10 protein-coding genes and 2 pseudogenes are annotated in these 17,635 nt (G+C 47.9%); 4 read left to right on the top strand and 8 right to left on the bottom strand.

The annotated features are described in order from the left end of the window. Positions 1-186: 186 nt before the first annotated feature. Genes KQP84_RS02845 through KQP84_RS02835 form a run of 3 tightly spaced genes read right to left on the bottom strand, consistent with a single transcriptional unit; the run spans position 187 to position 3,831 of the window. Positions 187-1,440 (bottom strand): glycerate kinase type-2 family protein, encoded by a 1,254-nt coding sequence (locus tag KQP84_RS02845; protein WP_215845139.1) that lies wholly within the window; start codon positions 1,438-1,440, stop codon positions 187-189. A 1-nt stretch (position 1,441) separates the two neighbouring features. Continuing rightward, positions 1,442-2,530, bottom strand: a complete 1,089-nt coding sequence (locus tag KQP84_RS02840; RefSeq protein ID WP_215845138.1) for a tartrate dehydrogenase — start codon at positions 2,528-2,530, stop codon at positions 1,442-1,444. Between the two features lie 17 nt (positions 2,531-2,547). After that, the gene (locus KQP84_RS02835; RefSeq protein WP_215845137.1) at positions 2,548-3,831 is read right to left on the bottom strand and encodes an MFS transporter; all 1,284 of its coding nucleotides are present in this window, start codon (positions 3,829-3,831) and stop codon (positions 2,548-2,550) included. Between the two features lie 159 nt (positions 3,832-3,990). Between KQP84_RS02835 and KQP84_RS02830 the strand changes: the two are divergent. Further along, positions 3,991-4,898: pseudogene (locus KQP84_RS02830) on the top strand (LysR family transcriptional regulator). Positions 4,899-5,880: 982 nt separating this feature from the next. Here the strand turns inward: KQP84_RS02830 and bamA are convergent. Both bamA and KQP84_RS02820 read right to left on the bottom strand, forming a co-directional pair. Next, positions 5,881-8,313, bottom strand: a pseudogene (bamA, locus tag KQP84_RS02825) (outer membrane protein assembly factor BamA). Positions 8,314-8,847: 534 nt separating this feature from the next. Continuing rightward, positions 8,848-9,060, bottom strand: a complete 213-nt coding sequence (locus KQP84_RS02820; RefSeq protein WP_215845136.1) for a hypothetical protein — start codon at positions 9,058-9,060, stop codon at positions 8,848-8,850. 330 nt (positions 9,061-9,390) lie between these two features. Between KQP84_RS02820 and KQP84_RS02815 the strand changes: the two genes are divergently transcribed. Continuing rightward, the gene (locus KQP84_RS02815) at positions 9,391-10,395 is read left to right on the top strand and encodes an IS110 family RNA-guided transposase (protein ID WP_215845135.1); all 1,005 of its coding nucleotides are present in this window, start codon (positions 9,391-9,393) and stop codon (positions 10,393-10,395) included. Between the two features lie 794 nt (positions 10,396-11,189). Here the strand turns inward: KQP84_RS02815 and KQP84_RS02810 are convergent. From KQP84_RS02810 to rtcR, 3 genes are all read right to left on the bottom strand, one after another. Beyond that, the gene (locus tag KQP84_RS02810) at positions 11,190-11,885 is read right to left on the bottom strand and encodes a cyclase family protein (RefSeq protein ID WP_215845134.1); all 696 of its coding nucleotides are present in this window, start codon (positions 11,883-11,885) and stop codon (positions 11,190-11,192) included. A gap of 1 nt (position 11,886) precedes the next feature. Beyond that, entirely contained in the window at positions 11,887-13,236 is a 1,350-nt protein-coding gene (locus KQP84_RS02805; RefSeq protein ID WP_215845133.1) for an MFS transporter, read from the bottom strand. Positions 13,237-13,782: 546 nt separating this feature from the next. Continuing rightward, positions 13,783-15,357, bottom strand: coding sequence for an RNA repair transcriptional activator RtcR (gene rtcR / locus KQP84_RS02800; protein ID WP_215845132.1), 1,575 nt, complete (start codon positions 15,355-15,357; stop codon positions 13,783-13,785). A gap of 194 nt (positions 15,358-15,551) precedes the next feature. Here rtcR and KQP84_RS02795 point away from each other — a divergent pair, with 194 nt between their 5' ends. Together KQP84_RS02795 and KQP84_RS02790 are read left to right on the top strand one after the other, a co-directional pair. Then, positions 15,552-16,775, top strand: a complete 1,224-nt coding sequence (locus KQP84_RS02795; protein ID WP_215845204.1) for an RtcB family protein — start codon at positions 15,552-15,554, stop codon at positions 16,773-16,775. 21 nt (positions 16,776-16,796) lie between these two features. After that, complete coding sequence (locus KQP84_RS02790; RefSeq protein ID WP_215845131.1) at positions 16,797-17,600, top strand: nucleotidyltransferase domain-containing protein; 804 nt, start codon at positions 16,797-16,799, stop codon at positions 17,598-17,600. Positions 17,601-17,635 lie beyond the last annotated feature (35 nt).

Raw genomic sequence — 17,635 nt, 5'->3', positions numbered from 1 at the left:
AACACAAGGTCTTGCATCATTTAACATATGGGTGAAATTTGTTCCGCAGTTGCTGGATATTTAAACACAAGGGTGGCTTGCCGGGAATTTTCTCTAAATTACCTGATGCCGAAATGCAGGCATTTGGATTATTAAAGGTAATTTGAAATGGAATAATGCTTTCCTGAATAACAGGAAAGCATTAGGTTATTTAATGAGTATGGCACGAATGTCGTTGACGTTTGTGAGAGTTGGTCCGGTTATTACTAAATCTCCGATGGAGTGGAAATAACTGTAACTGTCATGTGCATCAAGGTAAGAGCCGGCAATGAGACCATTATGCTTACCACGAGCCAGCGTATCGGGATAGACAATTGCGCCAGCGGCATCTTCAGTACCGTCAATACCGTCACTGTCGCCTGCAATAGCCCATATTCCCTCTTCTCCCTGTAACGCACAGGCCAGACTCAGCAAGAACTCAGTATTACGTCCGCCTTTTCCTGCCTTACCGCCATTAACTGTTACTGTCGTTTCGCCTCCGGACAGTAAAACGGCAGGTCCAGACAGCGGCTGACCATACTGCTTCACGGAGCGTGCAATACCGGCCATCACAATCGCCGCCTGTCGGCTTTCACCCTCAATTGCATCCCCCAAAATCATCGGCGTAAAACCATGCCGACGAACTGCTTCTGCTGCAGCCTGCAGCGCAAGCGAAGGGGTCGCAATCATTCGGGTATCACAGTCAAAGGTAGTGGGCTTCGCAGGGCAGCTGAGCGCGTGCTGAACCGGTTCAGGAACGTCGATTCCATAGCGTTCAAGCACCTTCAACGCCTCTTCAGGCATACTGTTATCCGGTACCGTAGGGCCTGAAGCCACATCAGAAGGATTATCCCCAGGGACATCGCTGATAATCAGGGTTACCACCCGTGCTGGTTGCGCCATTGCCGCCAGCTTTCCACCTTTAATTGCGGAAAGATGACGGCGCACCAAGTTCATTTCTTTAATATTGGCACCGCTGTGAAGCAGAGCTCGAGTAATTGCCTGTTTGTCAGCAAGATTCAGCCCCGGTGCGGGCAGGGCCATCAGGGATGATCCGCCGCCTGACATCAATGCCAGCACCAAATCATCTTCGGCTAAACCGCGAACAGCTTCGGCAATCAGCATTGCGGCTGTTTCACTCATTGCGTCGGAAACAGGATGCGCTGCTTCCAGAATACGGATACGACCCGCGGGCACGGAGTGACCGTAACGCGTCACTACCACGCCTGTAAGTTCCACATCCGGCCAGGCCGCATCTACCGCAGCAGCCATCGCTGCAGAGGCTTTACCTGCGCCAATCACCACACAACGGCCCTTCGGTTTTTCAGGCAGTGCCGGAGGAGTGACAGGCCCTGCAAGGGCGCTGTCAACGGCCTGCTGAAAGATGTCATGCAGAATTTCTGCGGCCTGATCATTTCTCATATTACGCTGTCTCTGCAATGGTGGCTTTGGACTTAATGAAATCAACGACGGCTTTGGTTACGTCTACAGTTTTAGCCGTGCCGCCTACGTCTGGTGTCAGCACGCCTTTTGAACATGCGAATTCAATACCTTCCATTACCAGGGCTGCAGCCTCATGCTCACCCAGATGTTCAAGCATCTGCACAGCTGTCCAAAAACTCGCGACTGGGTTAGCTACACCTTTACCGGTAATATCAAAAGCCGATCCATGGATTGGCTCGAACATTGACGGGAAGCGATGCTCCGGATCGATATTTGCTGTAGGCGCAACGCCAAGACTACCGGCCAGTGCTCCTGCAAGATCCGACAAAATATCGGCATGCAGGTTTGTCGCGACGATGGTATCAAGACTCTGAGGATGCAGTGTCATACGATGCGTCATGGCATCAACCAGCATTTTGTCCCATTTAACATCAGGGAATTCCTTCGCTACCTCAGCAGCGATCTCATCCCACATCACCATACCGTGACGCTGGGCATTGGATTTTGTTACAACAGTCAGCAACTTGCGTGGACGTGACTGAGCAAGTTTGAACGCGTAACGCATGATGCGAGTGACACCGACACGTGTGAATATTGCAACCTCAGTGCCGACCTCTTCTGGTAATCCTCTGTGTGTACGACCACCGTTTCCTGAGTACTCGCCTTCGGAGTTTTCACGCACGATAACCCAGTCTAAATCACCGGGTCCGCAGTTGCGCAGAGGAGGGGTGATGCCTGGTAAAATTTTAGTTGGGCGCACGTTCGCATACTGGTCAAAACCCTGACAAATAGGAAGACGCAGGCCCCAGAGAGTGATGTGATCCGGCACGTCAGGAGCGCCAACGGCCCCGAAATAAATCGCATCGAATTTCTTCAGCGTTTGAAGACCGTCTTCCGGCATCATCACGCCGTGCTTTTTGTAATAATCAGAACCCCAGTCAAAAGTTTCAATGTCAAACTTAAGCTGGCTATGCTGATGCTCCAGGGCCTGTAATACTTCGACGCCGGCTGAAATCACTTCAGGACCAATACCGTCAGCAGGAATTGCAGCAATTGAATAGTTACGCATGATGTTCTCCAAATACATTAATGAATTTTAGGGTGAGGAAGATCGATGGCCTGCGCTTTCTTATTACCTGCAGAAAGCCATAAAACGACCAGAGAAGAGATACCGAGTAAAGCAGCGACAAAGTAGAGACCCCATGTGTAGGAGCCGGTCTGTTGCCGAATCACACCAATCATCATTGGTCCAACAAAACCACCGAGATTACCAATTGAATTTATGGTTGCGATACCAGCGGCAGCGGCAGGACCGGAAAGAAACAGAGTTGGCATGCTCCATAATGGAGGCTTTGATGCGCTGATACCAACGGTGACAATTGTTAGCGCCAGGATAACCGTCAGGAGTGAACTGACGTTGCCAGCGTAAATAAGCCCACCTGCTGCCAGCAAACAGGCACCAATGACGTGCCAACTGCGTTCACCCGTGCGATCAGAATGGCGGGCCCACAGCACCATAGCTGCCACGCCAATAACGGCAGGAAAAGCATTGAGGAAGCCGATATTCAAAGAAGAGGCGCCAAAAGAATGGATAATTTGTGGTGACCAGATTCCCAGAGTGTACAGACCTGCTGATGTACCAAAGTAGACCAGTGCCAGCGCCAGTACACGACGATCTGCCAGACCGCGCCAGACGCTTGTATGACCCTGTTTAGACGCTCGTGCCTGCTCTTCCACTAACATAGTGTTCTGCAACCACTCACGTTCTTCATCGGTCAGCCATTTAGCTTTAGCAGGACGATCCGTCAGATAGAAAAGTACGACGATACCTAAAAGAACGGCCGGTATGGCTTCTATTACAAACATCCATTGCCACCCGGCAAAACCCAGCGCACCATGCATTTCCAGCAGAGCGGCAGAGATAGGTGAACCCAGTGCAGTAGATAATGGTGCTGCTGCCATAAAGATGGCGGTTACCTGTGCACGACGGGCAGCCGGAAACCAGTAGCTGAGGTAAAGAATAATACCCGGAAAGAATCCAGCTTCCGCTACGCCTAACAAAAAGCGAAGGGTATAAAAGCTGGTAGTTCCTTGTACAAAAGCCATGCATCCTGATACCAGTCCCCATGTAATCATCACACGGGCGATCCAGATACGAGCACCGACTTTATGTAAAATCAAATTTGAGGGGACTTCAAACAAGAAATAGCCGAGAAAAAATATTCCTGCACCCAACCCGAAAACGGTTGGGGAAAAACCCAGTTCCTGATTCATGGTTAATGCCGCGAAACCAATGTTTACACGATCAAGAAACGCGATGAAATAAAGGAGCATGATAAAAGGTATAATGCGTAAGGTAACTTTCCGCATCACCCTTTTTCGAGGGAGCTGTTCATATTTAAGTACTCCACGTTTATGTAGGGAAGAAGTTATTATTTTGTTGTCAAATCCAGTATGCAGTTTCGGCTGTACTTATCATCCACGCTGGTTTATATAAGTTATTTGAATAATGGTTTGGCGAGGTTAAATTTGGATATAAATCAATTACGTTGCTTCATAGTCGTAGGGGAAGAACTGCACTTTGGGCGGGCAGCCCAAAGAATGGAAATGATGCCTGCGTCACTAAGTCGCTTTATAAAATTGTTAGAAGATGACCTTGGCGTGAGATTGCTGAATCGCTCAACCCGAAATGTTGCTCTGACTAAAGAGGGGGCAGAGTTTTTTGATGAAGCCGTAAAACTGGTAAATCAGTTTGACCTTCTTGCGCGTCGTTTTAAGTCGGGAAAAAAATCGGCAGTAAAACATTACGAATCGGGGCCATGGACAGTGCAGCGCGAGGTATTATTCCGAAGTTATTAAATATTTTTGTTTTAGCTCATCCTGAAGCCGATATTCATTTGTCCGAAGATAAAACAATTAACCTCATTCCGCGCCTTAAGTCCGGGTGGCTGGATATAATATTTATTCGTCCTCCTGAAAGTCTTGATAGCCGGCTTGAAATGCGTTTTATAACATGGGAAACCTGTATGCTTGCGGTTCCCACAGGACACCGGCTTGCACAAAAATCAGTTGTAAAGATTCAGGATTTCAAAAACGAAGCCATGATTGTGCCAGAACGGCGCACCCGTCCACATAGCCATGATTTAACAATGAACGTGTTCAAATCTGCGGGATTAAGCCCAAATATTGCCCAGTTTGCGGAGGAGAAACAGACGATACTCAGCTTTGTATCGGCAGGTTTGGGGCTTGCAATCGTACCGACATCATTCAGAAATATTAATAATGACGGCGTCACTTATATAAAGTTAGAATTTGACGAAAAAGTCAAAAAGCTTCCACTTAGCGTAGCGTGGCTGAAAGGTAGTGATGAGTTAAACGTTCAGGCTTTACTGAAAATTCTCTCAGAAAACCATGGTGCGTTAATTAAAGATTTATGATTAAAGTTTATAACTTACTTGATTGTGTTTAGTTGATTTTTTCTGAGTCCGAAAGGTTAGCAGGTGTGTTATTTAATATTTAGTTAACAAAGATTGACATAATGGAGTTTGCAATAAATTTTATTTTCCATATTATGATTTAGAATGCTATGTTTATAATCCTTCAGTGTGTTTTTTGCCGTCAACATGACGGCTTTTTTTAACATAAAAAACATGCATAATTAAATCATTTTTTACATGCCAAAATAATTTCAAAAAACAAGATGATGTTTATATAAACTTGAGGATGTCCTCCTTAACACGAAGTATTTAAATTATTTTTATATTTTATGTGAACCATTAAAAATGAATGCATTTGCACAGAGAAAACACTCTCCCTTTTACAGAATAAATGATAATATCATGGTGTTATTATTTTTTTGGTTCCACATTTCTTATCTTTGTGACAGATGTTTTTGCTACTTTAATACAAAGAATTTATATAAAATAAATTAATATATTTATTAAAGAAACAAACATGAATTAAGTATAAAGATGAAGTTTTATTGCCGGACCATGCCGCTACTAGCGATGTTTTTCAAATTTCATTGTACAATGTTTCTTTAAGGGAATAGCTATTAATATAGCTCAGCGACTCACGCTCGATTTCCCGTTACAGTGCTTTGCACATGCTTTCAGCATGTCTGGTAACCTTAATTTTTCTTTCAGAGATTTCAGAACCGATATGAAAAAGTGAAGGAGAAACTGAATTCTTATGTTAAAAATTTATTGCCTTTCCTGGTCTTTTAAAGTGGACCCCAGAAAACAGCCATAAAAAAGGCCACTAAAAAGTGGCCGCATACATATGCATAATAACGATGTAATACGAACGCTCGTTCCCTGAGTGTTTCACGCCTTTATTTTAAAGCTATTAAAATTAATTTTCCTTCCGGCCAAGTAAAATATTCTGTAAAGATTGTGATCTTAATTAGCATTTACTGTTTTACCAGGTTTTACCAATATTAAACTGGAATTGCTCGGCTTTATCACTCTCATACTTTTTAACCGGCAGTGCATAAGAGAAAACCAGCGGCCCGAGTGGTGATTGCCATTGTAGCGCCACGCCGGTTGAAACACGGATTTGCGCCGGATCGCTGTAATCAGGAATACCCGCTGCCTGCGTTTCAGCCGTATTCTTCCAGCCAGTGTCCCACACCGTACCGGCATCGACAAACAGCGAGGTTCGCAGTGACGTCTCGTAACGCTCACTGACAAACGGCGTAGGCACAATCAGCTCTACGCTGGCAACTGCCATTGCATTACCGCCAACTGCATCATCAGATTTTTCCACAGGACAGGTACTGGTGCTGCTTTCACTGCCGTTGCAGCGATAGTAAGCCGTTTTTGGCCCGATGGTGTTGGAGGAGAAACCACGTACTGAGGTGGAACCACCCGCATAAAAGTTATCGTAGAAGGGTACTTCGCCGTTACCCAGCCCCTCTGCATAGCCTGCTTTTGCGCGTCCCATCAATACCCAGCGGTGGTCGCCACTGAGCGGCAGATAAGCATTAGCACTCAGCGTGCTTTTGAAATAACTGTTAGTAGAACCGGGCAGGGTAATCTTGGTATTAAACCCGGAGGTCACGCCTGAAGTCGGAAAGAATCCACGATCAAGTGAGTTATAGCTCCAGCCCGTACTGAAAAAGAAATCATTGGCGCTGAACGTTTCGTCGCTGCTGCCATCATCATCAACTGTACGTGTCGTCACGCCAGGATTAATCCCTGTGAATGAAGGTAGCGCCAGACGGATACCTGTGGCGACATATCGCTCAGGTGGTTATAAACATAGTCAAGACCGAAGTTGAGGCTGTTGTTTTCGCTGATGGGGAAGCCAAGAGTGCTGCCTAAATCCAGGCTTTTCAGGTTATATTCCGCCAGATCGTTATCTTCTGCGCTGTAATCGTTGTAGGAAAGTTTCCCGCCAAGGCTCACGCCATCTACCGTGAAATAGGGATCGGTCGCGGAGATTTCTACGTAAGTCTGATAATCATTTTTAGTCCCGCTGAAACCCACACTGTTACCGGTGCCTAGCCAGTTATCCTGCGTGACGCCAACCTGGAAGCTGACGCCGCTATCAGTGCCGTAGCCCACGCCAAAGTTGAAGGTACCGGTGTTACGCTCTTTCACTTTGTAAACCACATCAACCTGATCGGGCGAACCTGAAACGCGCTGCGTATCGACGTCAACAGTTTCGAAGTAACCCGTACGGTTTAAACGCTCTTTACCCTGTTCAACCAGATCGCTGCCCAGCCATGCACCTTCCATCTGACGCATTTCACGGCGCAAAACGGAATCTTTTGACGTGTTGTTGCCCTCAAAGCGGACATTGCGCACGTAATAACGGTTATCCGCGTCAACATTGATATGCAGCTTAACGGTTTTATCCGCATCGTTGATTTCCGGCTGGGTTACTACGCGCGGATAGGCGTAACCATAGCGGCCCAGCAGCTTCTTGATATCGTCTTCCATCTGCGTGACTTTGGTGCCGTTATACAGCTCACCCGCCGGGATTTTCGACAAATGCTCGATTTCCGCTGAGTGACCCGCCATGCTGCCGTTCACAATCACGCCGGCAATCTTGTATTGATCGCCTTCGTTGATGTTCACGGTGATATAGATACTTTTTTATCTGGCGTCAGGCTCACCTGAGTGGAATCGATATTGAAACGTGCATAACCCCGGTCGAGGTAGAAACTGCGCAGCATTTCGAGATCCCTCCCAGTTTCTGTTTCTGATATTTACGATCGCCGACAACGTTCCACCACGGCACTTCGTCGCGCAGCTGGAAACGGGAAATCAGCTCATCGGAACTAAAAGCCTTGTTACCGATGATGTTAATCTGCTGAATTTTTGCAGAAACACCTTCAGTAAAGATCAGTTTGAGATCGACACGGTTACGTGGCAGCGGCGTAACGACAGCTTTAACGCTGGCCGTATACTTACCGACGCTGAAGTAGAAATCTTCAAGGCCCTTCTCAATGGAAGAGATGGTGGTGCGGTCTAACGCTTCGCCGACGCGCACGCCAGAGGCCTCAAGATTCAGTTTCAGCTGATCTTCTTTTACCGCTTTGTTACCGGTGAAGGTAATGCTGGCAATGGTAGGGCGTTCTTTAACATGGACAATCAGAGTAGTACCGTCTCGCAGGACCTGAACATCTTCAAAGTTGCCAGTAGCGAACAGCGAGCGAATCGTATTTCTGACGTCATCGTCAGACACCGTATCGCCAACCCGTACCGGCATGCTCAACAGAGCCGCGCCGACGGCGACACGCTGTAGCCCTTCGAAATGTATATCCTTCACAACAAAATCGTCCGCACCCCAGGCTGCTGAGCTGGCCAGGATAAATAAGGCAAGAATGTTTTTTCTCATTAATATCTTAAAGCCTGTCTAATTATTCAAATGGCGTAAAAGTTGTATCAGGCGATAAGTGAAAATTTCTATTATCATGCCTGTGTCACTAATCGCTGGCCTGGCCCCGATTATTCACGTTAACAGACAGGTTTTACATACTATGATTCAATGCAGATGGCGGCATTTTCTCTTTTCTTACGGAGACATGTTAAATGTTAACAAAGAAATTAAATAAACTTTACTTAAAAATTGATTTACAATGATCGGCTGAAATAACAATCAATTTTTCCTCCATCTTTATTATCGAAATATTTTTTATAAAAAAGAAGACCAAGTTGATTTGCATTATTGTTGCAAGGAATTTCTGCTAATTAATCAGCAAAGATTCAGCTCTTAAAAATTTCACTAAAAATTTTTATCAGAAGCGTCTTTTGTCATAAATAGCCCAGTATGTGTGGTAGTAACTATCAATCCGTATCAAGGCACTAGTATGAAGCTCCTCACATTATATTATTGCTAAACTGAATTGACCGGGTTCAGGCTAAGGTGATATGGCCGTTAAATATACTGGCCTCCTATTTCATTCTGGTTTTCATGCTGTTTAATTGTCTGTTTCACACCCAAAGATTTCCTGGCTACAGGTCTGTAAATCAAACAGTGCTTTAAGCAAGCATCACCAGCTTGCGCACGGTCTCTTTCAAAAGTACCAGATCGTGCAGCCCGGCAATCAACAACGTCTTGAATCACTTTAAGCCGATTAACTTCGGCCATATGGAAAAACCTGAACCAGAAGCCGCCATAAAAGGTTCCTTATCAGGTTATCCGAAGCTTTCATGCTGGAATAAAGTGAGCAAAGATTTAACATAATCACAGCCTGTATTTAGTGCGCATAATGATAGTTATGTTCATTCCGGGTAGTTCTGCAAATTACCAGCAAGTACGGTGCATCGCCCAGACGTGATAGGGGCACTTCCGCTTTTCGCTCAAAGTTGCCCGTCATGCCTGCTTAAGAAATGAGTTTAACGTAGGATGTTTAATGAGATGGTCACTTCCTCCTTCCCGATACTACGCTGAGGATAGGCTTTCATTCGGAGAACTATCATGGAAAACATTGCGCTCATTGGTATCGATCTGGGTAAAAACTCTTTCCATATTCATTGCCAGGATCGTCACGGGAAGACTGTTTACCGTAAAAAATTTACCCGGCCAAAGTTGATCGAATTTTTGGCGACATGCCCCGCTACAACCATCGCAATGGAAGCCTGTGGCGGTTCTCACTTTATGGCACGCAAGTTGGAAGAGTTGGGCCATTTCCCAAAGCTCATATCACCACAATTTGTCCGCCCATTCGTTAAAAGTAACAAAAACGACTTTGTCGACGCCGAAGCTATTTGTGAAGCTGCATCGCGTCCGTCTATGCGTTTTGTGCAGCCCAGAACGGAATCTCAGCAGGCAATGCGGGCTCTACATCGTGTCCGTGAATCCCTGGTTCAGGATAAGGTAAAAACAACCAATCAGATGCATGCTTTTCTGCTGGAATTTGGCATCAGCGTTCCACGAGGAGCTGCCGTTATTAGCCGGCTGGGTACCCTTCTTGAGGACAGTAGTTTGCCTTTTTATCTCAGCCAGTTATTGCTGAGATTACAACAGCATTATCACTATCTTGTTGAGCAGATTAAAGTATTGGAATCTCAGTTGAAACGAAAATTGAACGAAGATGAGGTTGGACAGCGCTTGCTGAGCATTCCCTGCGTCGGAACACTGACAGCGAGTACTATTTCAACTGAGATTGGCGACGGGAAGCAGTACGCCAGCAGCCGTGACTTTGCGGCGGCAACAGGGCTGGTACCTCGACAGTACAGCACGGGAGGTCGGACGACATTGCTGGGAATTAGTAAGCGAGGCAACAAAAAGATCCGAACTTTGTTGGTTCAATGTGCCAGGGTATTCATACAAAAACTGGAACACCAGTCTGGTAAATTGGCCGATTGGGTCAGGGATTTACTGTGCAGGAAAAGCAACTTTGTCGTCACTTGTGCTCTGGCAAACAAGCTGGCCAGAATAGCCTGGGCACTGACGGCACGACAGCAAACTTATGAAGCATAACGGCAGAAATACACCGGTTTAACGAATCACTCATCTGGTTTTGCGAATACTGATATTGATGATATTAACGGCCCACCGGCCTGTTGAGGAACCTGTAAAACGGAAAGGCTCATTGAAGCCGTATATTTTCTGGAGGTTCATCAGGCGCGGAACTCATCGAGGCGCGGGAATAAAGTCCCATTCAGACGCCGGATAGATTCAAGCAAGCCAACTTATCGTCAAAATCGGTGTTGCAAAAACGGGAGTGACCATAGATTCCGTTTTCCAAGCGGGCCCCTATCAAATTAACAACTTCCACTTCTGACACATAGCGGACATGCGCACGCTGCACAAATACGGGGATTCTGCCGAAGTACGCTTCCTGACTGATTTCACTGTGACGAATGCTCCTTAACTTTTCCAGTCAGCTCTTGGGGCAGTTATCAAAAAAAGCCCGCATTCGGCTGCGGGCAAAACTTATGAGGATTTCTCTTTGGTCGTTGCACGCACCATCCTTTGCTGTGCTGTAAACAATTCTGGATAAAAAGTTAACGTTTTCAAGCGAAGCGGAATGCATTAGGGCTGCAAACAGCTGAGTTTGATCACAAAATCAATTGTACGTGAGGCACAACTGCTCGTTATCATGCTGCCGGGTGCAAAAAACATATTCTGAACCCCTGAAAGCGGTCAGCCTGTAGATACCGGTTACCGACCTGCCTGATACAGCCAGTCTGGCTGAGAATAAAATAGACGGTAACCGGATTAATCCTGCGCCTCTAACATTGCGTCCTGTTCAGGCAAATGCATGTGCCATTTTACGCCACCAGCGCCACTGCCCGGATTGGCGAAGCCGATGCCCCTTTAATCCTGAGCGGCAATGCCATGAAAATAAATTCGGAAGGCAAGGCTTGCAGGTTAGCCAGATTCTCAATGATCAGGCAATCAGAGCCGAGAACGGCAAGATGAGCCGGGTGTGCTTCATTACTGTATCTGTCTAGCGACATGGCATCTGTACCGAAAACAGTAACGCCTTTTTCAATCAGATAATGTGCACCTTCGCCTGACAAACCCGGCCAGTTTTGCAAAAATGGCGCCTGGTTTGGACGACAGCGCCACTTCTGATCATAACCCGTCCGAAATATCACAATATCTTCTGCAATGATTTTCCCTTTATCAGCTTCCCATGACTGGATCATTTCTACAGTGATGTCACTGTTCTCTGCCAGATGTGACATATCCAGGCAGCGTCCCCGTCCGGTGAGCTGGCGCACATCGACCTGCTCAATCGTTTTGCCACCTTCAATGAAATGAACAGGCGCATCCACATGAGTACCGCAATGATCGCCGAGGCTGAGCTGACAGTTATAGTTGCCATCACCAGCAATGTAGTCTTCGGCACGGCTGCAGAAGAATTTTCCATGCGTTGGCCAGACAGGCATGAACTCTTCATAGAGATGGTTTAGCTCAATAAGTTTATGGTGACGTAATAACGTGATCAGATCGCTGGTCATATCAGGCCTTTTTTAACGTTACGGTTTCTTTAATGAACCAAAGTGGAATACAAGAGAGGAGTAACACCGCGACAATCACCAGATAGTGCACGGTGAAACCGTAGCTGTGGATAATCCAACCGCTAACGGGCGCGACCAGAATACCGGCGATGCCAACCGCGAGGCCGATCATTAATCCCATGCTTGACGCGGCAGCACGAGGAGATGAGTCGATAAGCAAAGCATAAGCCACGGGATAAGGTGAGTTGCGAAACAGGCCCCAAAAGATAAGTATGGCCCAGCCAAGCGTAGCGGAATGGATGAACATGCACAGCGCCGCTGCCAGAACCCAGCCCGTAATAATGATACCCAACGAGCGCTTACGCCCTTTCACATCAGAGAAGCTGCCCCACAGAATCTGTCCAATCCAGCCGGTCAATCCCGATGCACCAGAGATGATTGCTGCGGTCGAGAGATCGAGTCCAACTTCACGCGTCAGTTGCAGCGTCAGAAAGTTAGCTATCCCCATCTCTGCCCATGTAAAACCAAAAATCAGCAGAATAGCCATTTGGCAGTTACGATTTTTCAAACAGGAAGCGGCATTAGCCCATACAGAACGCTTCTCAACGGTGTTCTGCAAGGATTCGGTAACGGGCGGCGTCAGCTTGTTATCAACGATCCAGTCATTAACCTTCTGGTGATTTTTACGTGTGCCAATGATGAGTTGTGCCACCAAAATAACTAAGCCAATCAGCGGAATAAACAAAAAGGCTTCACGCCAGGTCGCAAAAGCCAGAATAGCGGCGATTAGGATAGGACCGATAAATTGCCCCAGCGGAAATCCGGTGTGATGCACCCCAATAGCAAATCCACGGTTCTCTTTCTGCCACCACTCGCCGAGCAGAGCGACGTTAATCGGTTCCGACCCACCAGTTCCCATGCCCATAGTGACACGCAGCACCTGAAACGCTCCCAGCGTTTTACAAAAAGCAGTCGCCACACCTGAGATAATCTCCACCAGCACCGTCACGCACCAGCTGTAACAGCGCTTATGCCCGGCGCCCAACCAATCTGAGAACAAACCGAAAATCACTGCGCCGGCTAAGGTTCCAACAAAGCTAAGTGAATTGAGCCAACCCGCCTGAACTTCTGTCAGGTTAAATGACTGCATAATTGCCGGAAGCAGAGTAGGAAGAATAATCCGGTCAATTGAGTTCATCAGGATCGCAAGCGTCGTAATGACCAGCATCCACCAGGAGAGAGGGTGCGCTCTGGGCAGAAAGCGATACAGCCCGCTGCGTGGAACGTGTTCACCGGCAGTTGCGGTCTCTTTTGTCGGTTGTTGGGTCAGTTCAGATGAGGGAGGTGTCATATCCAGTGCCTTAGAAAAATCATCATAGTCTGCAGCCTTACCCTGATGCTATTGGCCAGGCCACGCCCTGTTTTGTCGTTATTCTTGTAATGTTTAAAATTTAATCAGCAGAGCAAAAATTAAACACGCTGATAACATAATTATCAAGACTACTACCATACAAGTGGGCATCGATTGATACTGGACCTTGATCACAGTTAATCGATAGTTGGATAAAAAAAGCACAAAAGCGATCACATTGTTTAGGCAGCGCGGTAAGATGTCCTGATCGGTTTGCTCGTTTTTTTATAAAAATTTAACCGATTGCAGGGTTATGCCCGCAAACGAATGCCTGGATTTTTCACGGCATTAACCCGCAAGATGATTCAGCGATGCCCCCACAAGCTAAGCAGGGCTATGTACCCTATTCTGGCGAAGCTGTTTTCCTGTTGGAGATGCGCTAATATTTGTCGGGCGTTAATTAACTCAATGCGAAAGGGCGTCAGTGCATAGGCAATGAGCGAGGTCGCGCTCCCAGGCACAGACACAACCCTGCCTGCAGTTAAGTCATCCCTTTTGCATATCCTCCCAGCTTAAATCAAAACGCATGAGGTATTTACGCAATCGGTCCGCATCGTTTGGCTGTTTTTTCTGTTGGCGGGAGATGGCGAAGAGCCTGCGGCCAGCCTCTGAAAGCGAGGCTGAGCGCCGGCAAACGTCAATAACCGTTTCCAGCTGCTTTTGATCAAACAGATCGATCTCATTATCAACTGGCAATGCCACCAAAGATTTCTCTTCTGTATACCAGTTTGCCTGCAAACGGATGATCTCTTCATCCACCAGCGCGACTGTAATGCGTCCGTTTTCTGCCAGCGTTGCCATACGCGCTACGCTGGCACCGAGTTCACGAAAATTGCCACGCCAGACGGCGTCATCTGAGTTCGCAAAACGCAGGTAATGGCCACGCGCGTCCTTATCGAAGCGTACCTGACTCTGCTGGTCGCGCATGAAGCGCTGAAGTTCGTACTCGATGTTAGGTTCAATGTCTTCACGGCGTTCGGCAAGGCCCGGCAGGCTGAATGTCCACATATTGATGCGTGCGTACAAATCTTCACGAAAGCGCCCTTCTCTTACCCATTGCCGCATATCCCGATGCGTGCCCGCGATCAGCTGGAAATCGCTGCTGACTTCACGGTCTGCACCAAACGGGAAGAAGCGCTTCTCTTCGATCGCACGCAACAGCATGGCTTGTTCATCGAGCCCTAACTCTGCGATTTCATCCAGGAAAAGGATGCCGCCATCAGCCTCACGCAGTAATCCCATGCGCGCAGCCAGTGCGCCGGTAAATGCCCCTTTGACATGGCCAAACAGCGTCGACATGGCGTTATCGCCACGTAGCGTAGCGCAGTTTACTGCCACAAATTTCCCTTTAACCTGATGACGGGACTGCCGCAACCGGAAGATACGCTCTGCCAGAAAAGATTTCCCTGCCCCCGTGGGTCCCGTTAAAAGAATAGGTGCACTTGATCGCTGCGCCACACGTTCGATTTGTTCGATAAGCACGTTAAACGTGGGATTGCGGGTTTCAATACCTGATTTAAGAAATGAAACTGAGCTCTGCTGCTCATGCTGAAAGCGACTGGTTAATGTGGCATAACGACTCAAATCCAGATCAATGATCGAGTACACGCCTTCTGGCGTTACTTCGCCCTTTAGGCCCGGTCCGGTCTGCAACAGGCTGGCTGGCAGGTAATGCGCTTCTGTCAGCAGGAACCAGCAAATCTGCGCCACGTGAGTCCCTGTGGTGATGTGCACCAGATACTCTTCGTTCTCAGTATCGAAGTGATAACGGCTGGCGAAATCAAGAAATGCACTGTACACCTCTTCGAAATCCCATGGGTCAGCAAGACTGACTGCATGCGGTACGACCTGCGTCTGCGGTGAGACCTCTCCAATATCTTCTGCCAGTCGTTCCGCCAAACTGATGTCACCCGGCTGGTGTAACAACTCGAAGCGGTCAATGGGTAAATCCGCGTGCTGGCACAGCGCCACGCTGGGACGCCATTTGGTCCAGCGATGCTGACGTTTGCCGCGCCTGTCAAGTTGAGTGCCCAGAACGCCAATCACGACTCGTCGCTTCATGCCTTATCCTCTAAGATAAATTCTTATTTAATAAGATAAGAATATCTCTCCAAATTATCCAAGACAAATCTGCTCATTTAAATAAAAAACATTAAAATCAGTAATTTATTCATGTTTTTACATGAATATAATTTCTGGCACGTTATTCGCTATGTATAGAGTCACTGATACTGCAAAAGAAAAAGAAAATGAAAATGAAACCTCAATTTGAAGTACTCAATTCTGTCTCGGGTGCGCCGATAAAAATGTGGACACAGGGCGTGCCGGTAGAGCCTGAAGCCAGACAGCAGCTGCTTAACACGGCCAGCATGCCCTTTATTTTTAAACATATGGCAGTCATGCCCGATGTACATCTGGGTAAAGGCTCAACAATTGGCAGTGTAATACCGACACGTGGCGCCATCATCCCGGCGGCAGTAGGCGTAGATATTGGCTGTGGCATGATTGCCGTGCGCACCTCACTGGTTGCAGCCGATCTGCCCGACAATCTGTTGGGACTGCGCAGCGCCATCGAACAAGCCGTACCCCATGGTCGCACCAGCACCCGAAGCAAGCGGGATAAAGGTGCCTGGCACGACACGCCAGTCGACGTTGATGCGCACTGGGCAAAACTGGCGTCCCGGTTTAAGCATCTGACGGACAGGTATCCACAGCTGCTGAAAACCAATAACCACCAGCATCTGGGTACGCTTGGCACAGGCAATCACTTTATTGAGATCTGCCTTGATCAGGCTGACAGGGTATGGGTAATGCTGCACAGCGGCTCGCGCGGGGTGGGTAATGCCATTGGCACACTGTTCATCGCACTGGCACAGAAAGACATGCAGCAGCACATCGCTAATCTTCCTGATCGTAACCTCGCCTATTTCAGTGAAGGGAGTCGTCATTATGAGGATTACCTGGAAGCGGTGGGTTGGGCACAGGATTATGCGCATCACAACCGCGAGGTCATGATGAATCGCGTACTGGCAGCCATGTCCGCCTGCATAACTAAACCGTTTGCCACGCATCAGGAAGCGGTGAACTGCCATCATAACTACGTGCAGCAGGAGCAGCACTTCAATGAGCAGGTGCTGGTTACGCGTAAGGGTGCGGTGTCCGCGCAAAAGGGACAGATGGGCATCATTCCTGGTTCGATGGGTGCAAAAAGTTTTATCGTGCGCGGCCTGGGAAATGAAGAGAGCTTTTGCTCCTGTAGCCACGGCGCAGGACGCACCATGAGCCGTACTGCCGCTAAAAACCGCTTTACCCTTGACGATCAAATACGTGCTACAGCCCATGTGGAGTGCCGTAAAGATCGTGACGTGATAGATGAAATACCTATGGCTTACAAAGACATTGATGCCGTCATGGCAGCGCAATCCTCACTGGTAGAGATCGTTCATACGTTGCGTCAGGTGGTGTGTGTAAAAGGATAAAAGGATAAAAGGGAGAACAGGATGAATATAAAAACAGGATTACACGGCGTTGATGAAACCATGCGCGAGCGCGTTCGCGGCGTCCTGCAACAGATAGAGGCCGAGTACGACGTACGTGTGCTGTTCGCCTGTGAATCAGGCAGTCGTGGCTGGGGATTTGCGTCACCGGACAGTGATTATGATGTGCGTTTTCTCTACGTGCACAAACCGGAGTGGTACTTGCGTGTTGAATCGCCGCGAGACATTATCGAAAAACCGATAGATACCGAACTCGACGTCTGCGGCTGGGAGTGGCGAAAAGCGTTGGGTCTTCTGAAGCGTGCTAACCCGACCCTTATCGACTGGCTGGATTCACCTGTTATATACCGGCAGAACGACGATGTAATGGCTCGTGTGAATGCAGTTAGCGATCGTTTCTTTTCACCGGAGCGCGCGCGCTGGCACTACCGGTCTATGGCGCATAAAAATTTTCGTCACTATCTGCAGGGTGATGAAGTCAGGCTGAAAAAGTATTTTTATGTCCTGCGCCCTCTGCTAGCCGTGCGCTGGATTGAAGCGGGTAATGGTGCACCACCCATGCGCTTCGATCGACTGCTGCAGGAAACAGTGCATGAAGGACCATTGCTGCAGGAAATTGCTGAGTTGCTTACCGCGAAACAGCGCGCCGGGGAAGCGCAATATGGACCCCGCCGGCCCATTCTGCACGCTTTCATCGAAGCTGAGCTGGCACGAACTGAAGCAACACTTGCCCCGTCACCTGGCAAGCGCGATGACGCGTTGCTGGACGCACTGCTGTTTGAAACAGTTCTGGGACATCACGCATAACAGGGAAGGGATATGAAAAGCTGGCTTAACCGGTT

Origin of the sequence: Candidatus Pantoea bituminis (assembly GCF_018842675.1) — a bacterium.
In the GTDB taxonomy this organism is placed as follows: Bacteria; Pseudomonadota; Gammaproteobacteria; order Enterobacterales; family Enterobacteriaceae; genus Pantoea; species Pantoea phytostimulans.
The sequence above is the reverse complement of the archived record's forward strand: the minus strand, read 5'-3'. Positions and strand labels throughout refer to the sequence as shown.